Consider the following 24533-nt stretch of genomic DNA (forward strand, 5'->3'; position numbering starts at 1 on the left):
CGCGGAAGTGACCATGTGAGTGCCCCTGCCCATCGGACGCTATGATCGTGCCGGGAAGCCGGGGGCTATACGCTGACATGGGAGCATCCAGAACGCAGTTCGCGGCGCAGGGGCGGTGCGCGAGGGCCGCTCAGTTTGGCCCGAAGCCCGATCGACTGTCTGCTACAATTGGATAACGGTTTTCAGCGCCACGATTTGTCGTTTTTCGGAAGGCGGCGGTCCTGATCGATTACGCGTAGTATGGCCTCGCTATTCACGTTCCAGGCCCATAGTGCGACATTCTCGAGGTCATTGTGCATGGATGCATAGGACGCTCCATGAAAACCGTCGGCAGCAAGGGTATCTGCCAGATCCCAGGTCGGGGCTTGGGTCTGCTCCACTACGTGTGTGTACCAATTGGTAGCGAGCAAATCAGGGGTGATATCGTACTGGGCGTGTGTGTTCGGATCACGTGTATCGAAAACTCTGGCATTGCGCAGTACGTAGGAGATGAGCGTGACAGGTTTGAACGGGTCTAGACTGGGCTGGCTCTCGACCATCGCTGTGGTCGGGTCGGCACTCAGATAGAGCATTTCGACTCCTGGCGGATTCCAGCGTCCTCCGTTTGAAGCGGCTCCTGCACCGCTCAGAGGCGCGCAGGAGCTGGCCGCAGTAAAAAGGCCCGCCCGCGGGGTCGCGCGGACGGGCCTTCGCAGTTGGCCTGTGCGGGAGGAGTCGCACCGGCCCGGGGGACGCTGTTGGTCAGGCGTCGGCGGTCTCCTTCGCCTTGGTCTTCGCCTTCGGCGAGGGAGCGGTGCTCTCGCCCAGGCCGTCGCCGCCGACGGTGGAACCGGGCTGCTCGGGCTCGCTGCCGGTCGCGGTCGCGTTCAGCGGCGGCAGCGCCTCCTCGCCTTCGCTGGCCATGCCGGGGAGCGTGCGCTTGCGCTGCGGGCGGCGCCAGGCGACGTTGTAGGCGCCGTCTTCCTGGCGGAACATGGCGACGTCGATCGGCTTGTCGAGCGAGGGATCGTCGACCCGGCCCGAGAGGAACACCTCGCCGGTGTCGTTCGACGAGTATTCCCACAGCGCGCCGACCTTCACCCAGCTGCGGCGGTCGGCCGACAGCGCCATGACGTCGAAGGCGGGGGCGCGCTCGTTGGTCGAGACGAACTCGCGCAGGGCGATGGTGGCAGCGAATGCCATGGTGACGATGCGACCGATGTGAACGCCGTCCGCATTGGCTTTGAGGGTACCGATGTTCATGGGAAGTTCTCCTGATGCTTTTGCCCGAACCCCTTGTCCGGACCACCTTCCTTCATCCCTCCTTCCCCCCGGGCGCAGCCCGGCAGCGCGCGAACGCGCGCAATCCGCACCCGGACCCTAGGGCGGGTGCGTCACCGACTTGTGGTGGTTGTTAGGCCAAGTCGCGCTTGTCGCGGGCTTCGAGACGAGCGAGGAAAGCCCTCGCTTCGACTTGATTGGGCCCGTCGGTTTTCGCGAGCGTCTTCATTCTGTCGATCTCGAGACTGGCGGCGGTCTCGGCGGGAATGTCGCAGTAGGGCTCGAGCAGCCTGATCGCATCGATGGGCCGCGGCAGTTCGGCCTCGACGGTTCCTTCCCACAGGATCGGAACCTCTTCATCCTCGTCCTTCGGGTCAGTGGCGAAGACCTGTGCGAAGAAGGTACGCAAAGGACGATCCCAGCCTATCCATGCGGATGTCGCGGGCACGCCGTCTCGCAGCTGAAGCTGATGGCGGCTCATGCTTGCGTCCTCGCACGGCGGTGGTCGCAGTTGCGCCTTGCCCTTTCGATACTTTTGATGGCGTTTCGCACTTTTTCGAGGACGCGTGGGCAGTTCGTTTGGCGGAGTTTGGTTCGGCCCGCACGCAGATGGCGCAGCGCGCTCTCAACGCTCGCATGGGTTGAATCGTCCGCTGTCCTGATCGTCATGACTCAGTAGTCCTCGGGTTTCATGAGCGTAATCGCTCGCCGTGTCTCTGCCGCGTTCGCCGGATCTTCCGAACCGTACTCGAACGCGGCGTCGTAGTAGTCGATTTTCATCATCACCTTCACTCCGTCGACCTCGAACCAGGCCATGTCCCTCTCGGGTGAACCGTCTGAAAAGGTGCAGTCGCGCATGGCCTTCATGATGCGCGCCTGTGCGAGGATGTCGTTGCGGCGGGTTCCGTCGCTGAGGCTGTCGAGCAGATTGAGCGTGAAGATAATTCGCGCGGTACAATCGAGCCCGAGCCGGGCGCGGTCGTTTAGAGTGGCGATCCTTTCAGTCGTCGAAGGTGGGGGTTGAACAAGCATGTCAGGCATGGTGGATCTCCTGTGCGTGGAACCGCTCGAGCCAGGTCGACATCGGTTCGCGAGCTTCGACGGGTTGCTGCGCGGCGCGCTCCTGGAAGGCGACCAGGTCGGACGGGGCGCTCTCGATGATGCGATTAATCTCGGCCTCTTCGAGGAGCGCTTCGCCGTGGATGAAATCGGTCATTCGTCCGGGCCGCGTCTTTGTCGACTTCCGCTATAATCCCTCTACCGTCTTGAGCCGCGGCGCCGCGCGCCCCGATCAGAACGATCGTGCGCAGCCATTCAGCGGATAGTGCGCGGACCTCGTCGGGTTTCGTTGTCCGTCACGCGGTGACGCATCGTAACCGATGTAGCGCACAACCTTGGCGCCTTCCGCCCAGGCGTCGATGGCTGGTTGCCAGGGCTTGTTGAAGGCTTCCTGCGGGGCGGCCTTGTATTCGAGACTGCAACTGTGCCGCTCGAAGGCGATCGATGGGGGGCACCCGTTGGTTAAGAGCAATTCCGTGAGGTCGCGATATGGCGGCCAGTTCTTGGAGCGCTTGGCCTCGTAGCGCACGACTTCGTACGCGATGGAGCGCTCCGCCATCCAGCGCCCATGATTTCTTGGAAGGCGTAGATCTCGATTTTCTCCGCGCCGGTGTCCGCGGTGAGGACGAGATCGGGGGCCTCGCGATTTGCCAGCTCGATCAGCAGGGCGGTGCTGTCTACGCCGATACCATAGCAAAGAACGCTTGATGGCTTCACGTCGCCTGCTCCAGATCGGAAACGGCCACATCGATCGGGCTGTCGTGCGTAAAGCCGATCGTTACGCTTTTACCCTTGGGCAGAGTCCACATGATGCGCGCCACCGCGTCGCGGAATTGGGATGCGATGGCGGCGTTCTCGCCGACCAGGATGCGGTATGCGAGCTCTCGTGCGTCCCGGAGGAACCGGTCGTGCTGTGTGTCCCAGCTGTCGGCGTCGGAATCGTTCCAGGCTGAGAAGCACGCGTTGTCTAGGAGGTCCACGAGGCCATCGGGCTGAAGGCTATCCGATGACACGTAGGCGATGGTAACGTCCTCGATCCCGTCGGAGCAGCAACCGTCCGGGAAGGTGAGAACGATGTCGGCTTTCACCCGTTCGCGCTGAGCGGTGCTGCAGCCTTGCTCCTTGATCGCGTATTCGAGGTGGATTTCCTGCGCGGCGCTGATCGCGGGGAGGGGCGGATCGGCGGCGATCGCGTCGACCGTGTGGATCGTACCATCGGCGTGCACGATGAAGGTCGGATCGCTGAGCTCGCGCAGCTCGTCATACCAGCTATACCCTTCGAAGGCGGTGTTACGATCGACCAGTTTGGCGCGGATTGGAGTGCCGTGCAGCGCGCGGGCAATGATTTGTCCGAAATGCGCTTCTTGGGCGTCCATCAGGAATTCCTCACTGGTGATCGTCCGGCGCTGCCCGGCCTCGCTGCCGCTTTCGTTGTCGGCAATGTCCGGTTCCCACGCATTGAGAACGGCCTCGGCCTCCGCGAGGTTGATGCCGAGCTCGGCGGCTCTGCGGTAGCGTTCGAAGCTGAGGCTGTGCGACGTCTGGGCCGCGATCGCGCGGTAGCAGGCGGCCTCGCAGGCGACTTTTAACGCGTCCAACCCGGCGTTCTCCACGAATTCTTTCCGCGCCGGGAGAACGAGCTGCAGTTCGGGCGTATGCCCGATGTCGATCCGGGCGTGCATTTCTTGCTTGCCGATCTGCGGTATTTCGAAAAGCCGCGCGAAGACAGCGACGCCGTGGAAGTTCACCGTCGGTGCCCGGTGATAAGTTCGGCCTTGGAAGACGCCGATACGACTTCCGCGCCAGTCTTCGACATGGATCGCTCCGCAGAGGAAATCCTTCTTGGGCATTTCCTTGCCATGAAAGCAGACGGGCACCGGGAAGAATTGCACGGCTTCCCGAAGGGCGTTTTCGGCTGTGCCTTCGTCAACGCCGGGGACAACGAATGAGACTGAGGTTCCCGTGGTCCTGTTGGAGCGGTCGACAACGATATCGACGTCTCCCGTCCAGGCAGCGGGCGCGATTTCGATCCGCCAGGCATCGCTCGACGAGCTAGGTCGGGATTCGATCACCGTTGCCTTACCGGCCAGGCTGAACACGCCCATTCCTGCGGGGTCTTCGCCGTTGGCGACGGCGGCGTCCCATCGCGATGCTCCCAAGGCGAGAACGCGTACCGGATCGTCAATCCCGCAACCATTGTCGTCGAGGGTAATTCGCAAACCGTTCTCTTGAGGCGTCGTGGTGACGTTGACGACGCTCGCGCCGGCCCGGCGAGCGTTCTGCAGGAGTTCGTTCAGGATGTCGCTTAGCGAGCCGTTGAACAGACGCGTTACCTTTCCGATCGTCTCGGGGCTCACGCTCGCGCGAATGGGTTCGTATTTCATCGGGTTCCTCCTTGTCGGACTGATTCCCGTCTTCCTCTCCCCCTCCTCTTTGCCCGAGATGGCCTGAAGCGATGGCGCGGGCGTTGCCCAAATTTCTTCGTCGGTGGTCGATCAAGCCGCCTTGGCGGCGTGAAGCTCGGCAAATCGCTCGCGGATCGTCAGCGCGTCGGGCCAGTGGTTTACGAGGTTGTGCGTGGTGGTCATTTCCCTCCGCACGCGGTGAATGGTGTGTGCTTCGTCGAGCGTGGGAACGCGCGGTGGCCACCCCTTCATGAACCGGAGGTCGTTGGGTAATTCGCTCTCGATTGTACGGCGGCGTTCCGCCATCAATTTGGCTTTCCTGATCGCAGCCGTTCCCTGCGCGTCGAGGAGCTGTGGGCTGACGTCGGCTAGCCAGCGCCCCGGTTGGAACGAGAATCCGGATTTGGCCTCGATCCCGACGATGGCGCGATAGGCCGGGTGGTTTCCCTCGCATGTCGACGAGACGGCGAGGTTGTTGAGTCCTGCGAGCACGCAGTAGCTGCAGCTCAATCGGTCCGCTCCGCGGCCGTAGGCCTCGTGCAGCGGGATGCGGCGCGTGGCGTGATAGGCGAACACGTCGCGCGCCGACCATTCGACTATCGGATGCCACGTCAGCATGGTCGTCCCTGCCCGGTTTCCGATAGGCGCAAAGCGGGTATCAGGCTTGCTGATCGGGGCCTTGGACCGGACGATGCTTTCCTCGCGGCGAATGCCGACCACAGAAATGACGGTTTCCCCGGCAAACCTCTTCCTGAGATTTGCGCCGATCGGTTGCACCTTGGTCTCACCCGTACAGAAGCGCAGGCGTGCGGAGGAAAATGGCGGCACGAGCTGGTACGTCTCGAGGTTCTCGTATCGGCGGAGCGAACTCTTCCAGCGCTGTTCCCATCGCTGAACAAGCCCGCCGGCCTTGCGCCTCACGACGGATAGGTCGACCGCGAGCATCGTCGCGATTGTTTCGACGAAGCCTGATGTGGATGGCCATTCGATCATGCCGAGATCCGCATGGATTGCATGGCGCCGATCGCGCGGATGTCCGATCCGGTCGAGGTAGGCATCGACAACAAAGGCGGCCGCGCTGGAATCCTTCCCGCCCGAAAGGCTGTAAACGACGTGTGTGCCATCGGACAGAGCCGAGGCGACGGCGTCGTCGATGGCGATGTCGTTAACCTGCGTGGTCATGCCACTCTCTTCGACCGAAGCTCGGCGGGCGGATCGATAATTTCATGCGGTATCGAGGCGAGCATGGTGACCTCGCCGCGCTGGGCGTAAGCATCCTTGTCGATCAACGCGCAAACCTCATCGTCGGCGTACGTTGGGCGCCCGAGGTGATTTACCGACGTGAGCCGGCGAGCGATGACGCCGGTCTTACCCTGCGGGACCCAATCGGCCCAATCGCCCCACGCGCTGGTCGTGCAGAACTCGCCTATGGCGGCTTGGTATGCTGCACGAGTACGCAGGATATGCGATTCATTGGGCGCGACGGTTTCGCTGGTATGCGCCGTGAACCGGTCTGAGTGCCAACACCGGGCGGTGTCCCGCGCGAGCTGCAGGAAGCCTGCAGTGCAGGTTTTCTGCTGTGCAAGTTCTCCTTCGAAAGCCAGGTAGACCAGACACCAGTCGGCGTCTTCCTCGTAGGCGTTCTCATCGAGACGGAGCACATCGGGCATTGCGTCCTGTCGCGCATCCGAGAGGAGAAGGCCGCCGTGGCTGGCCGTCATTACGGACCAGATGCCCGGTGCGAGCTGATCGGCCTGCTGGATCGCCCCCCAGGGCGAATTTACCGGTCGTGGCGTGGCGGGGAATACTGACATGAGCGAAACCTCCTGATTGTTCGCTCAAATCCTTCCCCCTCCCCCTTTCAGCTTATGATCTGTCTCGCGCGTTCGGCGATGATCTGTACTGTGATCTCATCCAAGGGCAACGCTACGACCGGGCCTATCTCGAGAAGGCGCTCGTGTTCTATGCTGCGCAGTTCGAGATAGCCGCTATCGGCAGACTGGAGGATCTGCAGGGCGAAGGTAATCTGTCGCTGCGACGCCTGGTCTTTCACCGCCACAAGGAAGTCAGGTCTGGCTGAACCGTGTTCGGTCTCGATATCAAAGAGGATTTTCTTGACCGCCATGCGGATGCCGTGACGCCGTAGGCTGTATTGCGCTTTCTGGAGTTCCAGCAGGATATCCCGATCGTGGTCTCGTTCTGCCGGTACGAACTGGTTGCCGGTGAATACGGGCTGCGCATAGGCCCGCAAAGCTCGGTAGCCCTCACGCTTGCTGTGTTCACCGACGACGGCGAGAACTAGGAAAGGGGGCTGGACTTCGGCTCGAATGATTCCGGTGTGCTGTATGCGATTTCGGATCTGCACTGTGCCGAGCCCGGTCACGATCTCGCTGCTTGTCACCTCGCTCGCTTCAAGAAGGAGGAAGGCCTGCGGCGCGTATTCTTCCGGCCAGTCGTCTTCGGCCTCGCGCAGCCTCGCATGGACCTTGCATTTCTCGTACTCGATCGCGTTCGTGTAAAAATGATGAGCGAGCTTGATGCCCGGGGCGATTTCGAACTGTCCGGCCACCTCGCGCAAGCGCCTCATCTCTGCGCTTATCGAGCCGTCGCGCGGACCCTCTGGCGGAAGCTCGCGCAATACGTTTGATCGCGCGCGTTCGAGCAAAAGCCAAAGGAGTTTGCCGAGCCTGGGGATGGCGACGCCGCGGGATCGGTCGTCTGGCTCGCTTTCATCAGGTTTCTGGGCGAGCTTCTCTGGCGCTTTCTGGTGCGCGTTGAACAGTCCCTTGGGCTGCTCGATCTCGTAGAGTGTGTCGCGGCCGGTTTCGCGGATACGTTGTGGCGCTTGCGGCATGTAGAACGGGCACCTGGGGCTGTGGCTCGGACGAGCGGTCAGGCGGCGGAGATAATAGGTTTCCTGGAAGCTGAGATAAGCGGGGCTCATGAGCGGCGGCGATCGATCTTCCGCCAGACAGTCGCAGGCTAGCCATTTACCGTTTTCGCGTGAGGTCACGACGAGCGAGACCGAGGCTCGGTGATCCGCCTCGTCGCCTTTGCCGATATACCATCGCACCAGCGCCGCTTTCAGCCCGTCGCTGATAGCGACGCGGTTCGTCATGCCGCTGGTATCTTTGGGTATGAGCCACATGATCTAGACCAGTTGACGCGCCTCTTTGTTCACTCTATGTTCATCGCATAGAGGAGTTTTGCGTGATGAACAAGGCATTCGCGGTTGGTCGGTTCGATCTGGATATTGCGCTTCGCGATGCGTCGCTCGACGAGATGAACCGCGTTGCCCGCCGGTCGCTGGCGAATGCGTCGATCGGCGTCGAAGCGTTCGACGCGTATCATTCGGCCCGGGAGCTTTTCGAGACTCTTGAGGCCCTTCACGAAGGCCAGCGCGGAGCCAAGCGCAAGCTCGCCCAGGTTCTTTCTTGCGAGTGCGACGATTATCAGCGTTGTCTGTATTACACGGTTGCCGGTCGCGGTGTCTTGCAGATGCTGGACGATCTGGAATGGCTGATCGACCTGCTCAAGGCGCGCTGCGAGGTTTCTGCCGGTCTCTTCCGTTCAGGGACGCTGCCGCTCGTGCAGATCAATCCTTACGTCTCGGCCGAGCCGGATGGACCTGTACCGGCGCGTGGTGGCGAGTTCGAGCAGGGCGCTTCGTGGTTCCTGGATCCGGCCCTCGGCGGCCAAGTCGGCGAGTAGTCAGAGCAGGATCACCTGCAGCTCGAATGTTGCCGGATCATGGCCATGCGACGGCATGACGCGCAGCGGCTGCAGCGGGCACTCGGTGCGCACGACGGCGTGATCCTCGCCGGTGGCTTCCGAAAGCCGGAGCGCCAGCCTTTCGGCGTTGTTTCTTCCGCATAGCTGGCGGCGTCTGGGATCGAGACTTTCGCATTCCATCATGGAAAATCCGGTTCATGCGGCAGGGAAGAAAGTCTTCGCGACCTTCGGTTCGCGGACGATCTCGAACCGGCGCTCGAGAAGGCGGGAGATCTTAAATCGGCCGCGACCGTCGGTTAGCGTCAGGACGGTCTTCTGCCCTCCCCGCCGAAATCGAAACTCGCGATGTTCGCTGCCGTCGCTGAAGCGCATGGGTGCGGGGAACCGGATGAGGTCACCGTCGCCGAGGCGCCGCCCCTTGAGAGCGAGCAATCTGTAGCATCGTCGCCTCCAGTCGAGCGCCCAAGGATGGCTTGTCGGTGTCAGGAGCTCCAGAACACTTTTCGGGCAGGCCGTTTCGACGGGCCCACATGTTTCGTCGAGGTCCTTGTAGGCGAATATATACCCGTCGGCAGCGCGAGGATTCCAGCGAACGAGACACACGACCGCTGTGATGTCGATCGTCTCGTCATGTTCATCGTAGCGCTCGGCGGCGGCGTAATAGGCTGATCCTGAATAAACGCTCTTGAGCACCCTGAGCGCGCGAAAGGGCGTCTCATCCGCCGCCGGATGTTCGTAAGTCAGCTGAGCATCCAGATAGGCCTTCGGCGTGTCGTAGGCACCCATCCCCATTCGGGTCATTGAAAGCCATCCCATATCGGTTTCCTTCAGATGAGGCCGGCTTGCGCCGGCGCCGGGAGTTTCAGTTCGCTTGCGATCCGTTTCGCGAGGGCCGGAATGTCTTGCAGCACCGTGATCGGGGCCTTGCGCATCGTGGCTCCGGGCGGTTTCCAGTGCGGGTTTCGCCAAGCTACACCTGGTTCGCCGAAGCGCTCAGGGGAAATGCGGATATACAACCCTCTCGCTTCCAGCGTGTGATCTCCGGCAAGCGATTCCTGCGGCGTCGTGTATCCGAGGCGATAGTCGTTGTGCGCCATGCCGAGTTCGAACGCGATCATGCGGAGGGTCCGCGATCCTTCGCGGCGATAGTGGCGAAGCTCCTCTTGCCGGTAGTCGATGCCGCGTCGTACCAGCGCCACGATCGCGGGCGATCGCTTCAAGTCTGCAAGCTTGTCGATGCACTGCCGTCGTAGGTCTGCATCCTCGGTATCTTGGCGGGTTCGCACCCCTTCTGCGATCCGGGAGAGAAGCCGCGTAAGTAGGAGCACCGCTGGACAATCCGCGGCCGATCTTCCGGCAAGGCGAGCATCTTCGATCGCCTCGTTGAGCGCGCGGATCGCAGTATCGTATGTCGTTAGACCATCGGGCTCGAGGGCTCGGCGGTAGCGGTAGTCGATGTCGCAGATCATGAGTTCGCCCTTCCATTGCTGATGCAATGGCCCTCTCCCCCTCCCCTCAATGCAGCGACCTAGATATCGCCGTGAGCGTATTTCCTGGCAGCGGCTCGAAGGCGATCGGCTTGAGAAATGCCTCGGGTGCGACCTGCTCGAGGATCCGGGCGATGGCGGAAAAGGCGACGCCGGAACCCTCGGTGGAGACCACCAGCAATGATCTGCCGTCCTCGTGTCCTGAAAGGTTCCATCCGGCGGGACCTTCGCCCAGAAGGCTGTCGAGTACGTCGCGGGGTTCTCTGGCCGGGAAGTTCAGCAGCATCCGCCCCCTGAGCGCCGGTCCGATCAGTACACGCTCGCCATCCACGAGATCAGTTGCGTATTGATGGAGTTGAGCGAGACGCACGATCGCCTTGAGACCCGGTTCAAGCGTAAGCTTGAAGTGTAGCCGTTTCATGGCCCTTCTCCTCAGCTTCGCTGTCGTATCCGGAGAACGCTGCGAGATAGTTGAAGGCCTGGTCGGCCTTGGCGGCGGCGGTGATGATGGCGCTCTTGTCCGACTTCAGGATGTCGAGCCAATGGCCGATATAGCTGGCATGGCTTTCGTGCAGATCGGCGGGAAGGCCGAGCTCGTAGCAGATGCGGGCCGAAATCTGTTCTGCGACGAGCTCTTCGAAGGCGTAACCTTTGTCTCCGAATCGTTTTCCGAAGGTGCGGGCAAGCCTGCTGGGATGGCCCGTCCAGTGGCCCGTTTCATGGGCGATTGTCGCGACGAGGCCATCCTCATCGACGAAGCTGTGCCGGTGAGGCATCTGGATGAAGTCGCTGCCTGGGGAATAGAACGCCCGATCACCGCCATAGCGGACCTCGGTCGGAATGGGTGCGAAGAATGCGTCGATCGCCGCCGCTTTCTGCGATGGTGTCGGAGGTGCCTCCGGGACCGGGTCGGGATAGAAATGGGCCGGCAGATCGTCGATCTGCGACGCGTTGAAGACGGAGTAGGCGCGCATGAATCGGATCGTTCGCGAAGATTCCTCTCCTGTAGCCCGATCGACCTCCGTTTTCTTCGTCGTATTGAAGTAAATGCTTGGTTCGGCAGCTTCCCCCCGACGGACCTGTCCGCCGAGCTCCTGCGCCTGGCGATAGGTCATCCAGTAGCGGGATTCGTATCCCATCGCGTCTGCAGCGGCCCACAGGTAGAGCCGGTTGATGCCGGTGTACGGCACGCCGTTCGCGCGCAGCGGCGCGCCGCCGGCGCCGGTCTTCTTCCAGGGGCGGCGCCAGGGCAGCGTGCCCTCTTCGATCTTTCGGATGATTAGGTTCGTAATGTCTTGGGCGACGTCGCGCTTTGCGGATCGTTTCATGATGTGTCTCCGGGCATGAAAAAGGCCCGGTCGCTTGGTGGAGCGGCCGGGCCAGTGCATCAGGAGGGTTGCGGCGCCTTCAAGCGTCCACCGCCGCTTCTTCGTCGACGTCTTCGGGTTCCTCGAAGGTCGGTTCTCCGTTTGCGTCCGCGAGATCGGGGTCGTCGTCGGGTTCGACCGGTGTATCGTCCTCGCCGCCGGGATCCTGAGCGAAATCGAATTTCATCGCTTCGGGCAGCCAGGCGAGAGCGCGTTCCTTGATGTCTTCCTCGACGATCGCATCACCGGAAAACAGCTTCTCGCATGTCTTGGAGAGTTCGGCCTTCTTGGAGGCGGCGTACCGGGCCGCGAGTTCGGACCCGCCGATGTCGATCAGCGCAGCGAGGCAGGACGTCTTGTTGATGCGGTCAAAGAGATTCTCCGAAGTCGGCCGCCACATGGCTGCGACGTCGACGTCGAGGATACTTCCGAGGACCGCATGAATCGGATGGTATTCCGAGTTGTAGCCCTTCTTCGCCTCCAGCGAGACCGCGACTACGTAAGACAGCCATGCGGCCTTGGTCTCGTCGTCGAGTTCGCGGAAGGCCAGGAAACGCTGGGCGACCTCCTTGGGCTCGTGCCAAGTCTTGTCGAGTGCATCTTCCGCCTGTGCGAGGATGCCTTCGGCTGCCGACTGCGGGATGTCACCGTAGGCCGGATCTTGGGGCTTGCCCGCCTTGAGCGAGGTCCCCTTGCTCTCGTAGCTGCGATCGTCGCAGAGCGCGAAGATGGCATAGTCGAGCGCCAGTCCAGGATCGCCGAGAAGCGATGCGGCGAGGATGTTTCGGCGCTGGACGGAGAGCTCGTCGAACAGCTTGGCGCTGATCGGCTTCTCACCGCCCGGGGCGACTGCTTCGGGGGTCGACGGGCGAGCGGCCGAGCTGCCGGTGCTCCCGCTGGTCGGCATGTCTTCGCTGGTCGCGGTGATGTTGCCGTCTTCATCCTGCTCGAAGCTCAGCCGTTTCTCGCTGTAATAGTCGCTTTCCAGGACCATTTCGCCTTTGTTGGTCAGGATGAGGAAGCGTCCGGCTTCGCCGTGCCATTCCTCGGGCAGCTCACGGACCGGATTGTTGAGATCGTCGCGTTCGTTCGACAGCGTGTCGTATTCGACCTCGAGTTTGTCGAGATCCACGCCGTCTTCTTCCTGCGCGCTCTCGTCCTCGAAGATCGCGTTGATGTCGTCCATCCGTGCGTCGATCTCGTCGATGCGAGTGCGTGCCTCCTCGGAGAGCGGCGCAGGAGGCAGGCGCACCGGATTGAGGCCGAGTTCGCTGCGGGCGCTCCACGAATTGGTGGCAGCGACGGGGTTGATCCAGGCGAGCCCTGTTTCAGCCGCCACACGTTCAGCCTCCGCCTCCATCTTGGCAGCCGCGAGCTGATGCGCGATTTCCACGTCGATCCAACGATCATCGGCCGCTTCGCTGAAAAGGTCGCGTTCGATCTTGCCACCGGCCGCGACATAGGTGTCTTCACCGACGAGAAGCGCGATCGGATCGTTGCCGCGGAGCGAGCCATCCGCGATCATTCGCCGGATGGCGTCCGCGCTGGGGTTCCATGCGTGGCGCATCTGTTCGAATACGCGCAGTTGTACCTCGTGCTGGTCGGTTGCGGCGTAGGCCTTGGCGATGTCCAGCGTGATGTCGCTGGCTGCGAGTGCTTCGAAGATTGGACCGGCAAGGTTGGCGAGGCGCAGGCGCCCGTCGACGAAACGCTGCGTCAGTCCGAAGCGCTTCGCAACCGCAGCCGTATCGCCGTCTTCTTTGATAAAATGCTGGAACGCCTGGCATTCCTCAGCAGGCGTCATCTGCAGTCGCTGGAAGTTCTCCGCCAGCGAGACCTCGCTCGCATTGTGTTCGCGGCGATCGATGACGAGGCACGGTATTTCGAAGTCCGCGTCCATGGCGCCCCGCTCGACGATGCGGTGCATGGCCCGCATCCGCTTCCCGCCGCCTATCACCTCGAAGCGGCCGCGCTTTTTCGCCTTGGCGACGATGAGGTTCTGCAGCACGCCGCGCGCCTCGATATCGAAGGACAGTCGCTCCTCGAATTCGGAATTGGGCCGCTTGCAGACATTGTCTTCGCTCTGATCGAGCTTGCTCAACGGGATGAGTTGCATGATCGTATCTCCTGATGGTCGACCGGCGATTCACCGGACACCAATCCCCCTCCCCCTCCCCTTTGACCGGGCATGAGCCATCAGAGAGGCGCGAGAAGAGCCCTGACGACGGGTTCGGGATTGTCGGCCGGAACGAAGATTCTGGTGCGGTACGCGATGATCTCGGTGAAGCATCCGATGGTCTTTAGCCATTCGATCTGATCGGCGGGGACTCCGGCGATTTCGATGCGAAGATCCCCTGCCACGCGCGAGCGCTTCAGGACCGCGCCGAACGGCTGCTCGATGGTGATGCTGCGGTTCTCCCGCAGTGCCTTCACGACAGCCTCATCGGTGAGCTTCACGCTCGAATTGACACCGAACGCCTTCAGCACGTCGGCGACATCCGTGTCGTAGACGATGCGGCCGAGCCAGCTGCGGCCTTCGAGGTCTACGATGCGGTTGACCTCGAGATAGTCGCGGGGAAGGTTTGACCAGATCGGCAGCAGCAGTCCGGTTGCGAGGTGGATCGTCTCGGTGTGCAAACGCGAAGCGCTGTCTTCGGCCTCGGCCAGCCACAGCTTTGCGAAGCGAAGCTCCGCACATTCGACCCAGGCGGATTCTTCGAGGTCACGCAGCTGATGATATTCGCGGCGTAGCGGTCGGTGCAGGATGACCCGCTGGATAAGCTCACCCTTCTCGGTCATGAAATGCCGTGAGGGCTCGCACAACGCCGCCTTGTCGCTCTTCGTGTTGCGCATCAGGATGCAGCCGTCCGACCATTCGCGTCGCTCCAGCACCCTTTCTAGTGTGGTCGGCTGATACCGGGTCGTCAGATCGATTCGAAGCAGATGCGATGTCGCACCGGTGCGCTCGTCGGTGCGAAGGATGATATCCTCGTCGACGCTCGCGCTTTCGACTTGGATGGTCTCGATGCCGACATCCAATGTGCCGGCATCGCGCGCGGCGGATATCCGAGCTTCCACCAGGGCCAGGAATTCGTCGAATATCGCGTTCTGCATCGCGATCGGTAGGGCGAGGATGCGATTGAGCCAGCGCTGGATGGGCGGAAGATCCTCTTCCAGGATGCCGTCGGCGGAGGCGATCTTAAGACCACTGCGTTTCTGGAAATCGACCAGCGTGGCGCTGGTGAGTTTGCCTTCGGCTAGGAGGCCGAACCATGTCACGAGCGCCGCCTTGGCATATTCGCTTTCGAGGTTGTCGGCCGGGTCGAACAGGTTCTGTCCGCCGGTCTGGCGCTGGCCGCGCGTGAGCGCGCCCAGGCTGTCGAGCCGGCGCGCGATCGTACTGGTGAAGCGCAGCTCGCCCTTGCAGTTTGTGGTCACGGGGCGGAACAGCGGCGTTTCGGCCTGATGCGTCCGGTGCGTGCGTCCGAGACCTTGGATGGCGCGATCGGCCCGCCAGCCCGGCTCGAGGAGAAAATGCACGCGCTGGCGCCGGTTATCTGCGTCGAGGCTTGCGTGGTAGGAGCGGCCGGTTCCGCCAGCGTCGCTGAACACCAGAATGTTCTTGCGCCCGTCCATGAAGTGATCAGTTTCGGACTGGTTCGTACGCGCCGACCTCGTTTCGAGTTTCTGGCTCCCGTCGCCCTGCGTTACGAGCCGCTTGGTGCGTCCGGTGACTTCGGCGACCTTCTCGGTGCCGTAGTGTTCGATAATGCCATCGAGGGCCGGCTTGATCGGGGGAAGCGCGCAGAGGTGCTCTATGAGCCGCTGCTTCTTCTCGATTGCTTCCGCATTGTGAACCGGTCGTCCCTCGTCATCGAACATTGGCATCGAACGCTCTTCACCGGTATCGTCGACGAAGACCTGCATCTGCTGGGTGGGAAAGGCACGCTCGAGATAGTCGATGACGTTCTCGCGAGGACTGAGGTCCAGATCAAGCTCGGCGCGTTCCTCGGGAGATAGACTGTCGAGACGCCTGTCCAGAATGCTCTCGGCCGTGGAGACGAGCTGGACGACGATCGCCTTGTCGTCGTCGATATGGCCATTGATTGCGGCGATCAGGGTCGGCAGCTTCATGGAGAGAAGGACCTGGTTGAAGAAGCGTTGCTTGGCGCCTTCGAAGCGAGAGCGGGCCGCGGCCTTTGCGCCGCTGTTGAGCGTGTCGCCGTCGAGATCGTCGACGACGTTTGTAAGCGCCAGTGCCTCCTCCATGTTCTGATGGATGATCGCCCAGGCGTCCGCATAAGTGTCGTAGATGCCGATCTGATCGTTTGTCAGATCGTGCTTGAGCACCTCGTATTCGACACCGGCAAAGCTCAGTGCCCTCGCCTGATAGAGGCCCAGCGCCTTCAGGTCACGGGACACCAGTTCCATCGCGGCGATCCCGCCCGACCGGATCTGGCTGATGAAGTCCTCGCGGTTCGAGAATGCGGTTCCCGGTCCCCAGAGGCCGAGGCGAACGGCATAGGCGAGGTTGTTGACGTCGGATGCGCCCGTGGCAGACGCGTATAGAACGCGGGCATCGGGGAGGTGGTTCTGGAGCAGGACACCGGCGATCCCTTGCAGGGAACCCGGCTTCGCGCCGCGCGCGCCCTCGCCTCCTGCCACGCCGCCCATCTCGTGGCTTTCGTCGAAGGCGATGACGCCGTCGAAGTCGGTGTCAGCCCAGTCGAGCAGCTGCTTCAGGCGTGTCGCATCCTGGCGTTGGCTGCGCAGCGTTGGATAGGTCACAAAGACGATGCCGTCGCGGAAGGGAAGTTCTTGGTCGATCTTCCAGCTGGAGAGCGGTTGGATGTCGGCGGGGAGCCCGCCGATCGCGGCCCAGTCGCGGCGGGCATCTTCGAGGAGGCTTTCGTTCTTGGATATCCAGATCGCTTGCCTGCGGCCCGCCAACCAGTTGTCGAGGATGCAGGCTGCAATTTGGCGCCCCTTCCCCGCTCCGGTCCCATCGCCCAAGAAATAGCCCTTCCGATAGGCCTTGCCGTTCTCGGACAGCGAAAGACCCACCCCCTCCTCTGACGGCACGAACTTGCCCGGAAGAAACTGCGTCCAGGCGTTGCCGGCGTAAATGATCGTTTCGAGCTGCGCTTCGGAGAGATGCGCCTCGTTCAGAATGCAATCGTGAAGCCGCGGTATGTAATCGGGCACCGGCGCCGGGATCGATCCCATGGCGACGCTCTCGACGAGGGGTGTCGGGTGTTTCCGGGAGCCCTGGATGTTGATCCGGCTCGGCCGATAGGGAACGTAGACGCCCGATTGCGCCCCGAGCGCGCGGGGCGCTTCCAGCTTGGCATAGTCCACCGTGACGATCTCGCGCGCCGCAAGCTTGCGCTCGATCTTAGGCGTGGTGCGCGGCTTGGCGCGCATCGACTTGAACAGGCTTGTCGCCTTCGGCTTGATCCGGGTGGGTCGTGCCGGCGGCGCTGTCGCGGGGTCGATCCGCTTCACGATCAAAAAGCATTCGGCAAGCTCGGAGACGGTGTCGCGTGCAATCAAGGACGGTTTCGAATTGCCCGGAACCTTGTCGATGACCAGCAACCGGACCGCCACGCTCGTGCCCTGCTTGTGATAGCATTTGGCGAGCCTGCAGGATGTCTGCACCGTGCAGTTTGCGAAGGTTTCCTCGTAGATCCGCAGCATCTTGGCGCTGGGGGTGAACCAGTCAGGCATGATGGCAACGACGCGGCCGCCCGGAAGCAACTTCGCCAAGGCCGCGCGCAGGTGACGGACCGCTGCGAATTGGTCGACCCCCCTGCCCTGCGAACGCGAAAACGGCGGGTTCATCAAGATCACCGTTGGCCGGAGGTCGTGCGCCGAAAGGGACGTCAGCATCGCACCGTCGAAGCCGGTGATCGTGGCTCTTTCGAAAAGAAGCGACAGCTTCGCACGGCGACGAGGATCGATTTCGTTGAGGTGGAGCTGCGCGACAGCCGGCAACATGCTCACGAGAGAGCCATGCCCGGCACTCGGTTCCAGGACGATGTCAGTGCTGCGGGGTTGCGCGGCGATCACGGCGAGCGCCGCCAGATCGGCCGGCGTCGAGAATTGCTGGAAGCGGATCTGATCTTCGCTTCGAACGGTGTGGGTGGGCAGCGAGTCGACCAGTTCCGACAGCGCAGGCACATCTTCGAGCAAGGGTGTCGAACGCGCCGAAAGATGAAGCGCCAGCCCCGCCTCAAGCAAATCGTAGGCATCGCGCTGCGTCCAGGATCCATTCGCCGATGTGCAGCCGTGCAGCTGCTCCATGATCGCAAAGAGGCTCTTCTTCGAAAGGATCGAGCCTGCGATGTTCTGGGCGACTTCCTCGATCGCCCCCTTGAGGCGGTGGTCGGATTGTTCGAATAGGTCGGTCACGGTCTGCTCCTGATGTTGATCCGCAACCAAGCTTCCCTCTCCCCTCCCCCTCGAACCGCAGTCCTATCCTCCAGTGTTCTCGTTCACCTCGGCCCAGTCGCCCGCCTTTCGTGGCGGAGGATCGCGGAGAACCGTCCGGTCTTTAGTCGCGTACGCCTCAATCGCCGCCAGTGCGCCAAGCCGCCCTGCCCTGTTGTTGTCCTCGGCGATCACGACCGTCTTTACGCCGTCCGGTATTCGGACAAGAGCCAGGCGTTCGGCTCCGAGCGTACTCCAGCACGGAATTCCTTTGATCCTGGTGTAGGCGACTGCATCTTCCATGCTCTCCGCAAGGCCGAGCGTGTCGCCTTTGAACGACGGTGACCAGGCGCCCATCCCCGGCCGCCCAAGCATGTATTTGCCTTTGTGGCACAGCCCTTTCGATCCGAGCGCGATACGCTGGATTGCCATGATCTCCAGGCGATCCCTCACCGCAACGAGAAGCGCGGGTCTGAAGACGGCATTGGGTTTGCGTCCGAACGGACATTTATGGTGGTAACGGATATCGCGGAGATCCAACGGAAGATTGCGCGATTTCAGGTATGCCTCAGCGAGCGTTTCGCAGATCTCCCGGCCCTGGTCCCATATTCGCCGCGCATTCGCTGACGATGGACTTGGCTGAAATTTGGGTGCTGGCGAATTGAATACGGGCCGCGTTCGCGAGATTGCTCGCAGTACGTCTTCATTTTGGCATCCGGCAAAGCAGTGTACCAGTATTCCGTGCTGGCCCTGCCTGATCGAGAGGGACGGCGTGCTGTCGCGGTGTGCTGGACATCGGCACATGGCGTAGCTGCCATGCCACTTGCCGCGAAGTCCTGCTACCGTGTCGATTGTTTCCTGAGTTGGGCTCAGACAGGTCAGCATAGTTGCTCCTCCTTTACCCCGAACCTCTTCCTCCACTTTTAAGAATGAAACCGAGACGAGTGTTGATACTTGCACCATGCTTGCCGGTCTCAGGGGGTCTGGCGATATTCAAATCACGCCAAAGGTGTGGTTGTGAAAAATCTTTTTCTGATTCCAGGGTCAATGTTCCTTTCTCAGCCAACACAAGAGGCCAAGGTCGAGAGGTTCGTCAGTGCTTTATCCCGAATTTCGTGGTTCTGGTTTTTGGAGTTAACGCACAAGCGGATCGACCGGAGGGCAATCAAGCCTTCCCAGGAATTGCCTCTGCTCAATGGTAGCGGAAAGCCCGTTTCGCCGGGAATGTGGCAAGATTCATTGTGTTCTCGGTGTCCCCGTGAAACCAAGAAGCCGACGATGCGCGTATCGTAGGACTATATGGCAACGGTGGCGGGACACCACACGAGAAGGTTGGTGCCTCTGCGCGATCGTCCGTATGGGCGTAAGTGCACCGCTCCTATTGGTGCGCGGCTCTCCGCTTGGCATAGGAGATGACGAAACTTTCCCAGATGCGAAGCCATTCTTTCTCGGTTCGAGGGCGTTCGAAGTCCGGGCAGCCACTGCGGAATTGGCTCGCCATCAGATCGACATCCCAGGGAGCACCCTTTTCGCGGCCAATCCGCAAAAAAGCTTCTTCGCGCTTTCCATACTGAAGCGACCCTGACGGAAACGCCAAGGTTTCGACTTCCGGCAACGTCTTCGCCCTGCCCTCTGCTTCGCCTGTCCTTTTGGACAGGGCTTTCCGCTTGCTGCGCGGTTCGATTCCAACGAGCCGTAGATGGGCTCCAACGAGCTTCTTCTCGAGCGGCGCTGGTGAAGGATAAAGGACGACCTTCCTCCCCGAAACATCGACATTGGCGTTCGGATAGACTGATGTAACAAGTTGCATTGTTTCACGGACGGTCTGGCGAAATCGTTTGCTGTCCGCGGCGTTGCCCAAATGCTTGGCCAACTGGTCCCACGAGAGTGCCTGGCCGCGCTCGGCGGTAACACGGGGGAGCCGGTAGGCAAGATAGGTGTAGAGATCGAGCGCGGTCGGCGCTCCCTTCAGTTCTCGGATCGCCACTTCATTGAGTGGAACCGCATGTTCAACGAGATGCTGATAGAAGACCTCCGACATTCTGATTTCGCGAGCGAAGGCACCGTCCTTGTCCAGCGAGCCGGCATATTCGCTGGAAATCTTTACATCCCTGACGGCAAAGGCGTTCTGGTCCGTATCGGCGCCGTCCCATCTGATCTGCCATTCACAGGCAAGCAACCGATCGACCTGCTGCTTCATCAGATTGGCAGTACCGCGTGGCCCGTATGAAATCGTCTGATATCCGAGACGCCGCATCCAATCAGTGAAATTGCGGCCGAGATAAACATCGCGCGACCGTTGCTGAACCGCTTGCGAGAGCATGTAGATTAGCGCCACGCGGGGATAGGATCCGAAAGGAACACCCAGACTCTTCATCACTCGCTTGCCATCGATCTCCTGCAGCACCGGCCGGGGATTGATTGCCAGCGCATAGCGACCGTCCTCGCGAATGATCGGTTCGAACTCGTCCTTGGGGCGCTTTGTTGGGAGCGACATGGCGCATAACGCCGAATGCAGAAACGCCGGCACCGGGTTTTCGTCCTGAACTCTCAGGAATGCGTCGAGCGTCAGTTGCGAGCCAGCATGCTCGGCAAGTGTACGGACCTGTTTCTCGCCGCCAGCCAGCATTGCCAGAGCGTATTGGTGGCCAACCGGTTTCTTGTCATCCTGCGTCATAGTCCCCTCCCCCGATTCGGCGGGCCTCGGTGGCTGGATCAACAACAGGGTTGGGGGGCTAAATCAAGCCCTTTGGCGATTTACGGACGATTTGTGGCCGAAAACCTGCAAAATCACCGATGATGTCGGGTCCGTTGAGCAAAACATGCCAATATCAAACTTTCAAACTCAAAATTTAACCGATTGCGAATCGGATTCGAAGGAGGAGATTCTCTATAAGTAGGTATGCGCTCTGAGATCATCGGTTCTTAGGCACCGAGATCATTGCATTTCTGCACTGAGTTCATCGGCCTGGCTCTGAGATCATCGGTTTTCGTCCACAGCTCGGTTTTGCGAGTCCGATGGTTGGATCAAGCAGTTCAAAAGGGCTCGAAGATCATCGGCGAACGCGTTTACTCGCCCGCGACTGCCCGCAAGTGGCTCGGAGATCATCGGTGTAGCTGTAAGTTTTTTGGCCAAGTCGTTGCTGAAAGCGTCAACTCGGGCTAAATTGATGTCCAGACTTCCAAGAAGGATAGTAGATGGCCACCAAGATTTCAGCCGATGGGCTTCCAGGCAGCTCAGCAACCGATGATCTCCGTTCCCTTCATCGCAAGTCACTGGCAATTCTCAAGCGGCTCCAGACACACGCGCTCGATCCCGAAACCGGAGAGAAGGCGGGCCCAACCTTCCCCATCTCGAAGGCCGCAGAACTCGTCGATCGAACGGCATCGGCAATCCGAGAGGCCGAACGCGATGGCCGTTTGCCCGAGCGCAGTCGCACCCCTTCGGGTCACCGCTTGCCGTACAATCTCACCGAGCTTGATAAGATGCGCAAGGTTTTCGGAACAAGGCCTTGGCGCGATCCGGAAGACACGCCGGCGATTATCTCGGTGTCGAACTTCAAGGGCGGCGTCGGCAAGTCGACGATCGCGGTGCACCTTGCGCAGCACTTTGCGATTAAGGGGTACAGGACCTTGCTCGTCGACTGCGACAGCCAGGCCAGCTCGACCATGATGTTCGGATATCGTCCCGATATCGATCTCGGTGAGAACGATACGCTTTACGGGCATTTTCACGACCCCGAGTTGCTCGGGGTCCGCTCGATCATCCGGGACACGCACTTTCACGGCCTCAGCCTTATCCCTTCAAATCTCAAGCTCTATAATCTGGAGTATGAGATAGCTGCGCACCTGGCTCAGACGCGAAGCTTCGATGTGATTGATCTGATTTCGAATGCGATCGGCGAGGTCGTTCACGACTATGATGTCGTTATCATGGATCCGCCGCCGGCTCTCGGAATGGTGTCGATGGCGGTTCTCCAGGCAGCGAATGCCATGGTGATCCCGATGCCGCCAAGCGTGATCGACTTCTCTTCGACTGTATCCTTCGTCGATATGGCGAGAACCACTATGGAACAGCTCGAGCAGTTGGGGGGCAGGGCGCGACCGGCCTACAATTTCATCCGCGTGGTCGCGAGCCGCGTCGACGAGAACAAGTCGATGCATCGCGAGCTTCTGGCCATGATGCGCGATGTGTTCGGCGGGTCTTTGCTTACATCGATAATGCCGACGAGCGCCGAAATCGACAATGCGAGTTCACGCCTCAAGACCGTTTTCGAGCTCGATCGGCCGGTAACGTCACGCGAGGTGCACATGCGGTGCGTGAAGTACCTCAATGCGGTTTGTGAGGAGATCGAGCAGGAAGTTATCGGCAGCTGGGCGAGCCGGGCAGGGGAGGTGATGGCATGATGTTGCCACGTGGCAACGATCTGGAAGGTCGTTCTGAATCAATGAGATATAGCTATCAGGCGAGTCCCGTGCCGGTGCCGGCGCATTGCCATGGTCAGCTGGTGTACGAGACCATTCAGAGTGCCGTTGCCACGTGGCAACAAACTGCCGCCACGGCAACACACGAAAGGAGATTGAGTCTTGGCCAAGGGTAATAAGGGCTTCGGTTCGCTGCTTACCGAATCGATCGATGATGACATCGAGGAGGGGGAGGCGGCGCCGGCAAGGAGCATAATGGCCAGTCGCAGCGAGGCGCTCAATCGCCTGGCATCGGGTAAGGTTGTAACGGATCGCACGGAGTTCGTGGATCCAGCCCGCTGCCGGCCATGGCGTCTCCACAATCGCGATCTCGATCATCTATCGGAGGAGAGTTGCCGCGATCTCATCGACGCCTTCCTTTCGGCGAAAAAGCAGCGCATCCCGGCAATCGTCAGGCGACTGCGCGACGACCCAGAGCATGATTACGAGATCATTGCCGGCGTCAGGCGCTGGTGGACGGTGCAGTGGCTGCGCGAGCACAACCATCCAGAGTTCGATTATCTGGTGACCGTCCAGCAACTTACCGACGAGGAGGCGTTCCGGGTATCGGATGTCGAGAATCGGTCGCGCAAGGACATCACCGACTGGGAGCGCGCTCATGAGTACGAAGCGGCGCTGTCCGAATTCTACGAGGGCTCGCTTACCCAGATGGCCGAGCACCTCAACATATCGAAGTCCTGGCTCAGCCGGATGCTCAACGTCGCGCGGCTACCCGAGGAACTCATCGTAGCTTTTGCCGATCGTCACGACATCACCGTGCGCATCGCGCGAGACCTTAAGCCGCTTGCCAACGAAATGCGCTCGCTTTCGGCGATGCGCAAGGAGACGGAGGCGATCCTTGCTGAACGCAGCTCGGGGAGCGAACCGCTTTCCGGGCCTGAGACGGCTAAACGCCTGATCAGGGCGACCACCGCGCCTGGCAAGCCGAGGACGAAGGTCCAGACCGAAACCGTGCCGACCAAATCCGGTGTTCCGATGCTCTCGGTGACCAGGCCGACCAATGGGGCAGGGCTCACCATCAAGATCCTCCCGAATTCAGGAGCTAATAAGACGACGATCATGGCGGCGATCGAAAAGCTTCTCTAAGTTTCGGTGTGCTTTCGCGAATGATCCGACAGCATCTGATCGATCTCCGCCATTTCTCTGTCAAACTCGGCAAGAACAGTGTCGAGGGCCGGTGACGAGCGCGACGGGGAGGGCGGACGCCCGCGCGGGGGTGCAACAATCCCCAAGGCAATCCCGACATCGGGAGTAACATAGAGACGCCAGCTCGTCCGACCGCTTGTTTCTACCAGCAGACCCTTTTCAGCCGCTCTTGAGAGGAGCTTCCCGGCTCCCGAGAGTGTGATGTCAAATCGGTCAACAAGTGTTCGCGCGGCCAGGAAGGGCGTCTCGAGTGCCAAGGTTCCTAACCGGGGAAGATGGCCCGGACGATGCTCGGCACCGACAGCAGCGCCGTAGCGCATACGATAGCCCTCGAGGCGGCCGAGACGCCGCAACCCTTCGTCGGCTAGTTCTCGCAAGGATTTGAGCAAACGCTTAAGCTGGGCTTCCCGCGTGCCGTGAAGAAAGCGAAGGCCCGGGTCGCCGGTCACCAGGCAAGGGAGTGGGTTCCTGGTCAAATTCATTCGCCGCAGCAACTTGGGAAACGCCAGCCAGGGAGCGGGCGTGTTATCCTGCCGCGACCAGGAATCGAGAACGGCGAGGGCGCGGGCGAGGGGAGGGGCGTCGCGCCAGCCATCGGGAATGTCGAAGGTAAAGGGTATGTCCTCGCGCCAATGACGGTCGTGACCGGCTGCCAGCTCTGCGGCCCAATCGGCGTAAGCGCCGAACGGATCGCCCGCGGTGACAACGGGGGGGCGGCCCGGGATCGAAACGCCGGTGAAATGTGAAATTACGTCGATTTCGTCGATTTCGTGCCGCTGCAGCCTCAGAGCTGTGGCGTAGCCGGTCCAGCTGGCTCGCAGCATCCACGCGGGGGCAACCGAACTGGCGGATATCCGGGCGTCAAGGCGACCGATCGATGCCATCGTTCGGCCGAACTCATCGACCAGATCGGGCGACCAGAGTATCGCACAAAGAGGACGAGCCGGACGTGACATGTATCAATAGTAGCTTAAAACGAGCGGTTCAGTCCACTGAGGAAGGCACGTAATGTTGATAATGCCTGCTTATCAACACTAGACAAGGGAGCTTAATCCACGCAAATCGCCAGAGATGGCTTCCGAAATCGCTCCGAACAGGGTTCCAGCGCTAGGCTTCGTGGACAAAGGGTATCCAGAGCTTGATTGAAGCGAGAGCGACGAAGC

Annotated in this window: 23 protein-coding genes; 3 read left to right on the forward strand and 20 right to left on the reverse strand. The window is 61.0% G+C overall.

Annotated elements, in window-relative coordinates; genetic code table 11:
• Positions 1–182: 182 nt before the first annotated feature.
• From ACFDTG_RS04115 to ACFDTG_RS04160, 10 genes are all read right to left on the reverse strand, one after another.
• Positions 183–695 (reverse strand): RES family NAD+ phosphorylase, encoded by a 513-nt coding sequence (locus ACFDTG_RS04115; protein ID WP_375289762.1) that lies wholly within the window; start codon positions 693–695, stop codon positions 183–185.
• A gap of 46 nt (positions 696–741) precedes the next feature.
• The gene (locus ACFDTG_RS04120) at positions 742–1242 is read right to left on the reverse strand and encodes a DUF736 domain-containing protein (RefSeq protein ID WP_063612697.1); all 501 of its coding nucleotides are present in this window, start codon (positions 1240–1242) and stop codon (positions 742–744) included.
• A gap of 151 nt (positions 1243–1393) precedes the next feature.
• Entirely contained in the window at positions 1394–1741 is a 348-nt protein-coding gene (locus ACFDTG_RS04125) for a hypothetical protein (protein WP_160728985.1), read from the reverse strand.
• A gap of 191 nt (positions 1742–1932) precedes the next feature.
• Positions 1933–2301: a DUF3768 domain-containing protein gene (locus ACFDTG_RS04130; RefSeq protein WP_375289756.1), complete on the reverse strand. Its 369-nt coding sequence runs from the start codon at positions 2299–2301 to the stop codon at positions 1933–1935.
• The gene (locus ACFDTG_RS04135) at positions 2294–2476 is read right to left on the reverse strand and encodes a hypothetical protein (protein ID WP_227819749.1); all 183 of its coding nucleotides are present in this window, start codon (positions 2474–2476) and stop codon (positions 2294–2296) included. Before ACFDTG_RS04135 ends, ACFDTG_RS04130 begins: the two co-directional genes overlap by 8 nt.
• 75 nt (positions 2477–2551) lie before the next feature.
• A complete protein-coding gene (locus ACFDTG_RS04140) occupies positions 2552–2878 on the reverse strand; it encodes a hypothetical protein (RefSeq protein WP_227819750.1) in 327 nt (108 codons plus the stop codon).
• Between the two features lie 154 nt (positions 2879–3032).
• A complete protein-coding gene (locus ACFDTG_RS04145; RefSeq protein WP_179408513.1) occupies positions 3033–4703 on the reverse strand; it encodes a sensor histidine kinase in 1671 nt (556 codons plus the stop codon).
• A 111-nt stretch (positions 4704–4814) separates the two neighbouring features.
• Positions 4815–5906 (reverse strand): phosphoadenosine phosphosulfate reductase family protein, encoded by a 1092-nt coding sequence (locus ACFDTG_RS04150; RefSeq protein WP_063612701.1) that lies wholly within the window; start codon positions 5904–5906, stop codon positions 4815–4817.
• Entirely contained in the window at positions 5903–6538 is a 636-nt protein-coding gene (locus ACFDTG_RS04155; RefSeq protein ID WP_063612702.1) for a DUF7007 domain-containing protein, read from the reverse strand. Before ACFDTG_RS04155 ends, ACFDTG_RS04150 begins: the two co-directional genes overlap by 4 nt.
• Positions 6539–6585: 47 nt before the next feature.
• A complete protein-coding gene (locus ACFDTG_RS04160) occupies positions 6586–7578 on the reverse strand; it encodes a hypothetical protein (protein ID WP_375289757.1) in 993 nt (330 codons plus the stop codon).
• Positions 7579–7937: 359 nt separating this feature from the next.
• On the opposite strand from ACFDTG_RS04160, the gene ACFDTG_RS04165 reads away from it, so the two are divergent.
• Positions 7938–8435 (forward strand): hypothetical protein, encoded by a 498-nt coding sequence (locus tag ACFDTG_RS04165; RefSeq protein ID WP_063612704.1) that lies wholly within the window; start codon positions 7938–7940, stop codon positions 8433–8435.
• Here ACFDTG_RS04165 and ACFDTG_RS04170 read toward each other — a convergent pair whose 3' ends face one another.
• The 9 genes from ACFDTG_RS04170 to ACFDTG_RS04210 form a co-directional block, all read right to left on the reverse strand.
• Positions 8436–8639 (reverse strand): hypothetical protein, encoded by a 204-nt coding sequence (locus ACFDTG_RS04170; RefSeq protein ID WP_063612705.1) that lies wholly within the window; start codon positions 8637–8639, stop codon positions 8436–8438. It lies immediately after the preceding gene.
• A gap of 12 nt (positions 8640–8651) precedes the next feature.
• A complete protein-coding gene (locus ACFDTG_RS04175) occupies positions 8652–9257 on the reverse strand; it encodes a hypothetical protein (RefSeq protein WP_375289758.1) in 606 nt (201 codons plus the stop codon).
• Between the two features lie 26 nt (positions 9258–9283).
• Positions 9284–9952, reverse strand: coding sequence for a hypothetical protein (locus ACFDTG_RS04180; RefSeq protein ID WP_375289759.1), 669 nt, complete (start codon positions 9950–9952; stop codon positions 9284–9286).
• Positions 9953–9971: 19 nt separating this feature from the next.
• Positions 9972–10364 (reverse strand): hypothetical protein, encoded by a 393-nt coding sequence (locus ACFDTG_RS04185; protein ID WP_179408515.1) that lies wholly within the window; start codon positions 10362–10364, stop codon positions 9972–9974.
• Positions 10333–11271, reverse strand: a complete 939-nt coding sequence (locus tag ACFDTG_RS04190; RefSeq protein WP_063612709.1) for an ArdC family protein — start codon at positions 11269–11271, stop codon at positions 10333–10335. Before ACFDTG_RS04190 ends, ACFDTG_RS04185 begins: the two co-directional genes overlap by 32 nt.
• 79 nt (positions 11272–11350) lie before the next feature.
• Entirely contained in the window at positions 11351–13426 is a 2076-nt protein-coding gene (locus ACFDTG_RS04195) for a ParB/RepB/Spo0J family partition protein (protein WP_375289761.1), read from the reverse strand.
• Positions 13427–13506: 80 nt separating this feature from the next.
• Positions 13507–17721 (reverse strand): strawberry notch-like NTP hydrolase domain-containing protein, encoded by a 4215-nt coding sequence (locus ACFDTG_RS04200; RefSeq protein WP_342356018.1) that lies wholly within the window; start codon positions 17719–17721, stop codon positions 13507–13509.
• 63 nt (positions 17722–17784) lie between these two features.
• Positions 17785–18624 carry a toprim domain-containing protein gene (locus ACFDTG_RS04205; RefSeq protein ID WP_063612713.1) on the reverse strand — a complete coding sequence of 280 codons (840 nt, stop codon included), beginning with the start codon at positions 18622–18624 and terminating at the stop codon, positions 17785–17787.
• 493 nt (positions 18625–19117) lie between these two features.
• Positions 19118–20416: a replication protein RepA gene (locus ACFDTG_RS04210; protein WP_063612551.1), complete on the reverse strand. Its 1299-nt coding sequence runs from the start codon at positions 20414–20416 to the stop codon at positions 19118–19120.
• Between the two features lie 521 nt (positions 20417–20937).
• Between ACFDTG_RS04210 and ACFDTG_RS04215 the strand changes: the two genes are divergently transcribed.
• Together ACFDTG_RS04215 and ACFDTG_RS04220 are read left to right on the forward strand one after the other, a co-directional pair.
• Positions 20938–22146: an AAA family ATPase gene (locus ACFDTG_RS04215; RefSeq protein ID WP_063612552.1), complete on the forward strand. Its 1209-nt coding sequence runs from the start codon at positions 20938–20940 to the stop codon at positions 22144–22146.
• A 180-nt stretch (positions 22147–22326) separates the two neighbouring features.
• On the forward strand, positions 22327–23310 hold the full coding sequence (locus ACFDTG_RS04220) for a ParB/RepB/Spo0J family partition protein (protein WP_063612553.1): 984 nt from the start codon (positions 22327–22329) through the stop codon (positions 23308–23310).
• Here the strand turns inward: ACFDTG_RS04220 and ACFDTG_RS04225 are convergent.
• Positions 23307–24254, reverse strand: a complete 948-nt coding sequence (locus tag ACFDTG_RS04225; protein ID WP_063612554.1) for a hypothetical protein — start codon at positions 24252–24254, stop codon at positions 23307–23309. The genes ACFDTG_RS04220 and ACFDTG_RS04225 overlap by 4 nt on opposite strands.
• Between the last annotated feature and the right edge of the window lie 279 nt (positions 24255–24533).

This window comes from Qipengyuania sp., from assembly GCF_042095715.1.
In the GTDB taxonomy this organism is placed as follows: domain Bacteria; phylum Pseudomonadota; class Alphaproteobacteria; order Sphingomonadales; family Sphingomonadaceae; genus Qipengyuania.

Bases quoted from the DNA above. Each gene is read 5' to 3' on its own strand.
- ACFDTG_RS04120 (WP_063612697.1), bottom strand. From the start codon at position 1,242: ATGAACATCGGTACCCTCAAAGCCAATGCGGACGGCGTTCACATCGGT.
- ACFDTG_RS04130 (WP_375289756.1), bottom strand. From the start codon at position 2,301: ATGCCTGACATGCTTGTTCAACCCCCACCTTCGACGACTGAAAGGATC.
- ACFDTG_RS04155 (WP_063612702.1), bottom strand. From the start codon at position 6,538: ATGTCAGTATTCCCCGCCACGCCACGACCGGTAAATTCGCCCTGGGGG.
- ACFDTG_RS04175 (WP_375289758.1), bottom strand. From the start codon at position 9,257: ATGACCCGAATGGGGATGGGTGCCTACGACACGCCGAAGGCCTATCTG.
- ACFDTG_RS04170 (WP_063612705.1), bottom strand. From the start codon at position 8,639: ATGATGGAATGCGAAAGTCTCGATCCCAGACGCCGCCAGCTATGCGGA.
- ACFDTG_RS04185 (WP_179408515.1), bottom strand. From the start codon at position 10,364: ATGAAACGGCTACACTTCAAGCTTACGCTTGAACCGGGTCTCAAGGCG.
- ACFDTG_RS04195 (WP_375289761.1), bottom strand. From the start codon at position 13,426: ATGCAACTCATCCCGTTGAGCAAGCTCGATCAGAGCGAAGACAATGTC.
- ACFDTG_RS04165 (WP_063612704.1), top strand. From the start codon at position 7,938: ATGAACAAGGCATTCGCGGTTGGTCGGTTCGATCTGGATATTGCGCTT.
- ACFDTG_RS04140 (WP_227819750.1), bottom strand. From the start codon at position 2,878: ATGGCGGAGCGCTCCATCGCGTACGAAGTCGTGCGCTACGAGGCCAAG.
- ACFDTG_RS04210 (WP_063612551.1), bottom strand. From the start codon at position 20,416: ATGACGCAGGATGACAAGAAACCGGTTGGCCACCAATACGCTCTGGCA.
- ACFDTG_RS04225 (WP_063612554.1), bottom strand. From the start codon at position 24,254: ATGGCATCGATCGGTCGCCTTGACGCCCGGATATCCGCCAGTTCGGTT.
- ACFDTG_RS04215 (WP_063612552.1), top strand. From the start codon at position 20,938: ATGGCCACCAAGATTTCAGCCGATGGGCTTCCAGGCAGCTCAGCAACC.
- ACFDTG_RS04145 (WP_179408513.1), bottom strand. From the start codon at position 4,703: ATGAAATACGAACCCATTCGCGCGAGCGTGAGCCCCGAGACGATCGGA.
- ACFDTG_RS04190 (WP_063612709.1), bottom strand. From the start codon at position 11,271: ATGAAACGATCCGCAAAGCGCGACGTCGCCCAAGACATTACGAACCTA.
- ACFDTG_RS04160 (WP_375289757.1), bottom strand. From the start codon at position 7,578: ATGCCGCAAGCGCCACAACGTATCCGCGAAACCGGCCGCGACACACTC.
- ACFDTG_RS04205 (WP_063612713.1), bottom strand. From the start codon at position 18,624: ATGCTGACCTGTCTGAGCCCAACTCAGGAAACAATCGACACGGTAGCA.
- ACFDTG_RS04125 (WP_160728985.1), bottom strand. From the start codon at position 1,741: ATGAGCCGCCATCAGCTTCAGCTGCGAGACGGCGTGCCCGCGACATCC.
- ACFDTG_RS04150 (WP_063612701.1), bottom strand. From the start codon at position 5,906: ATGACCACGCAGGTTAACGACATCGCCATCGACGACGCCGTCGCCTCG.
- ACFDTG_RS04135 (WP_227819749.1), bottom strand. From the start codon at position 2,476: ATGACCGATTTCATCCACGGCGAAGCGCTCCTCGAAGAGGCCGAGATT.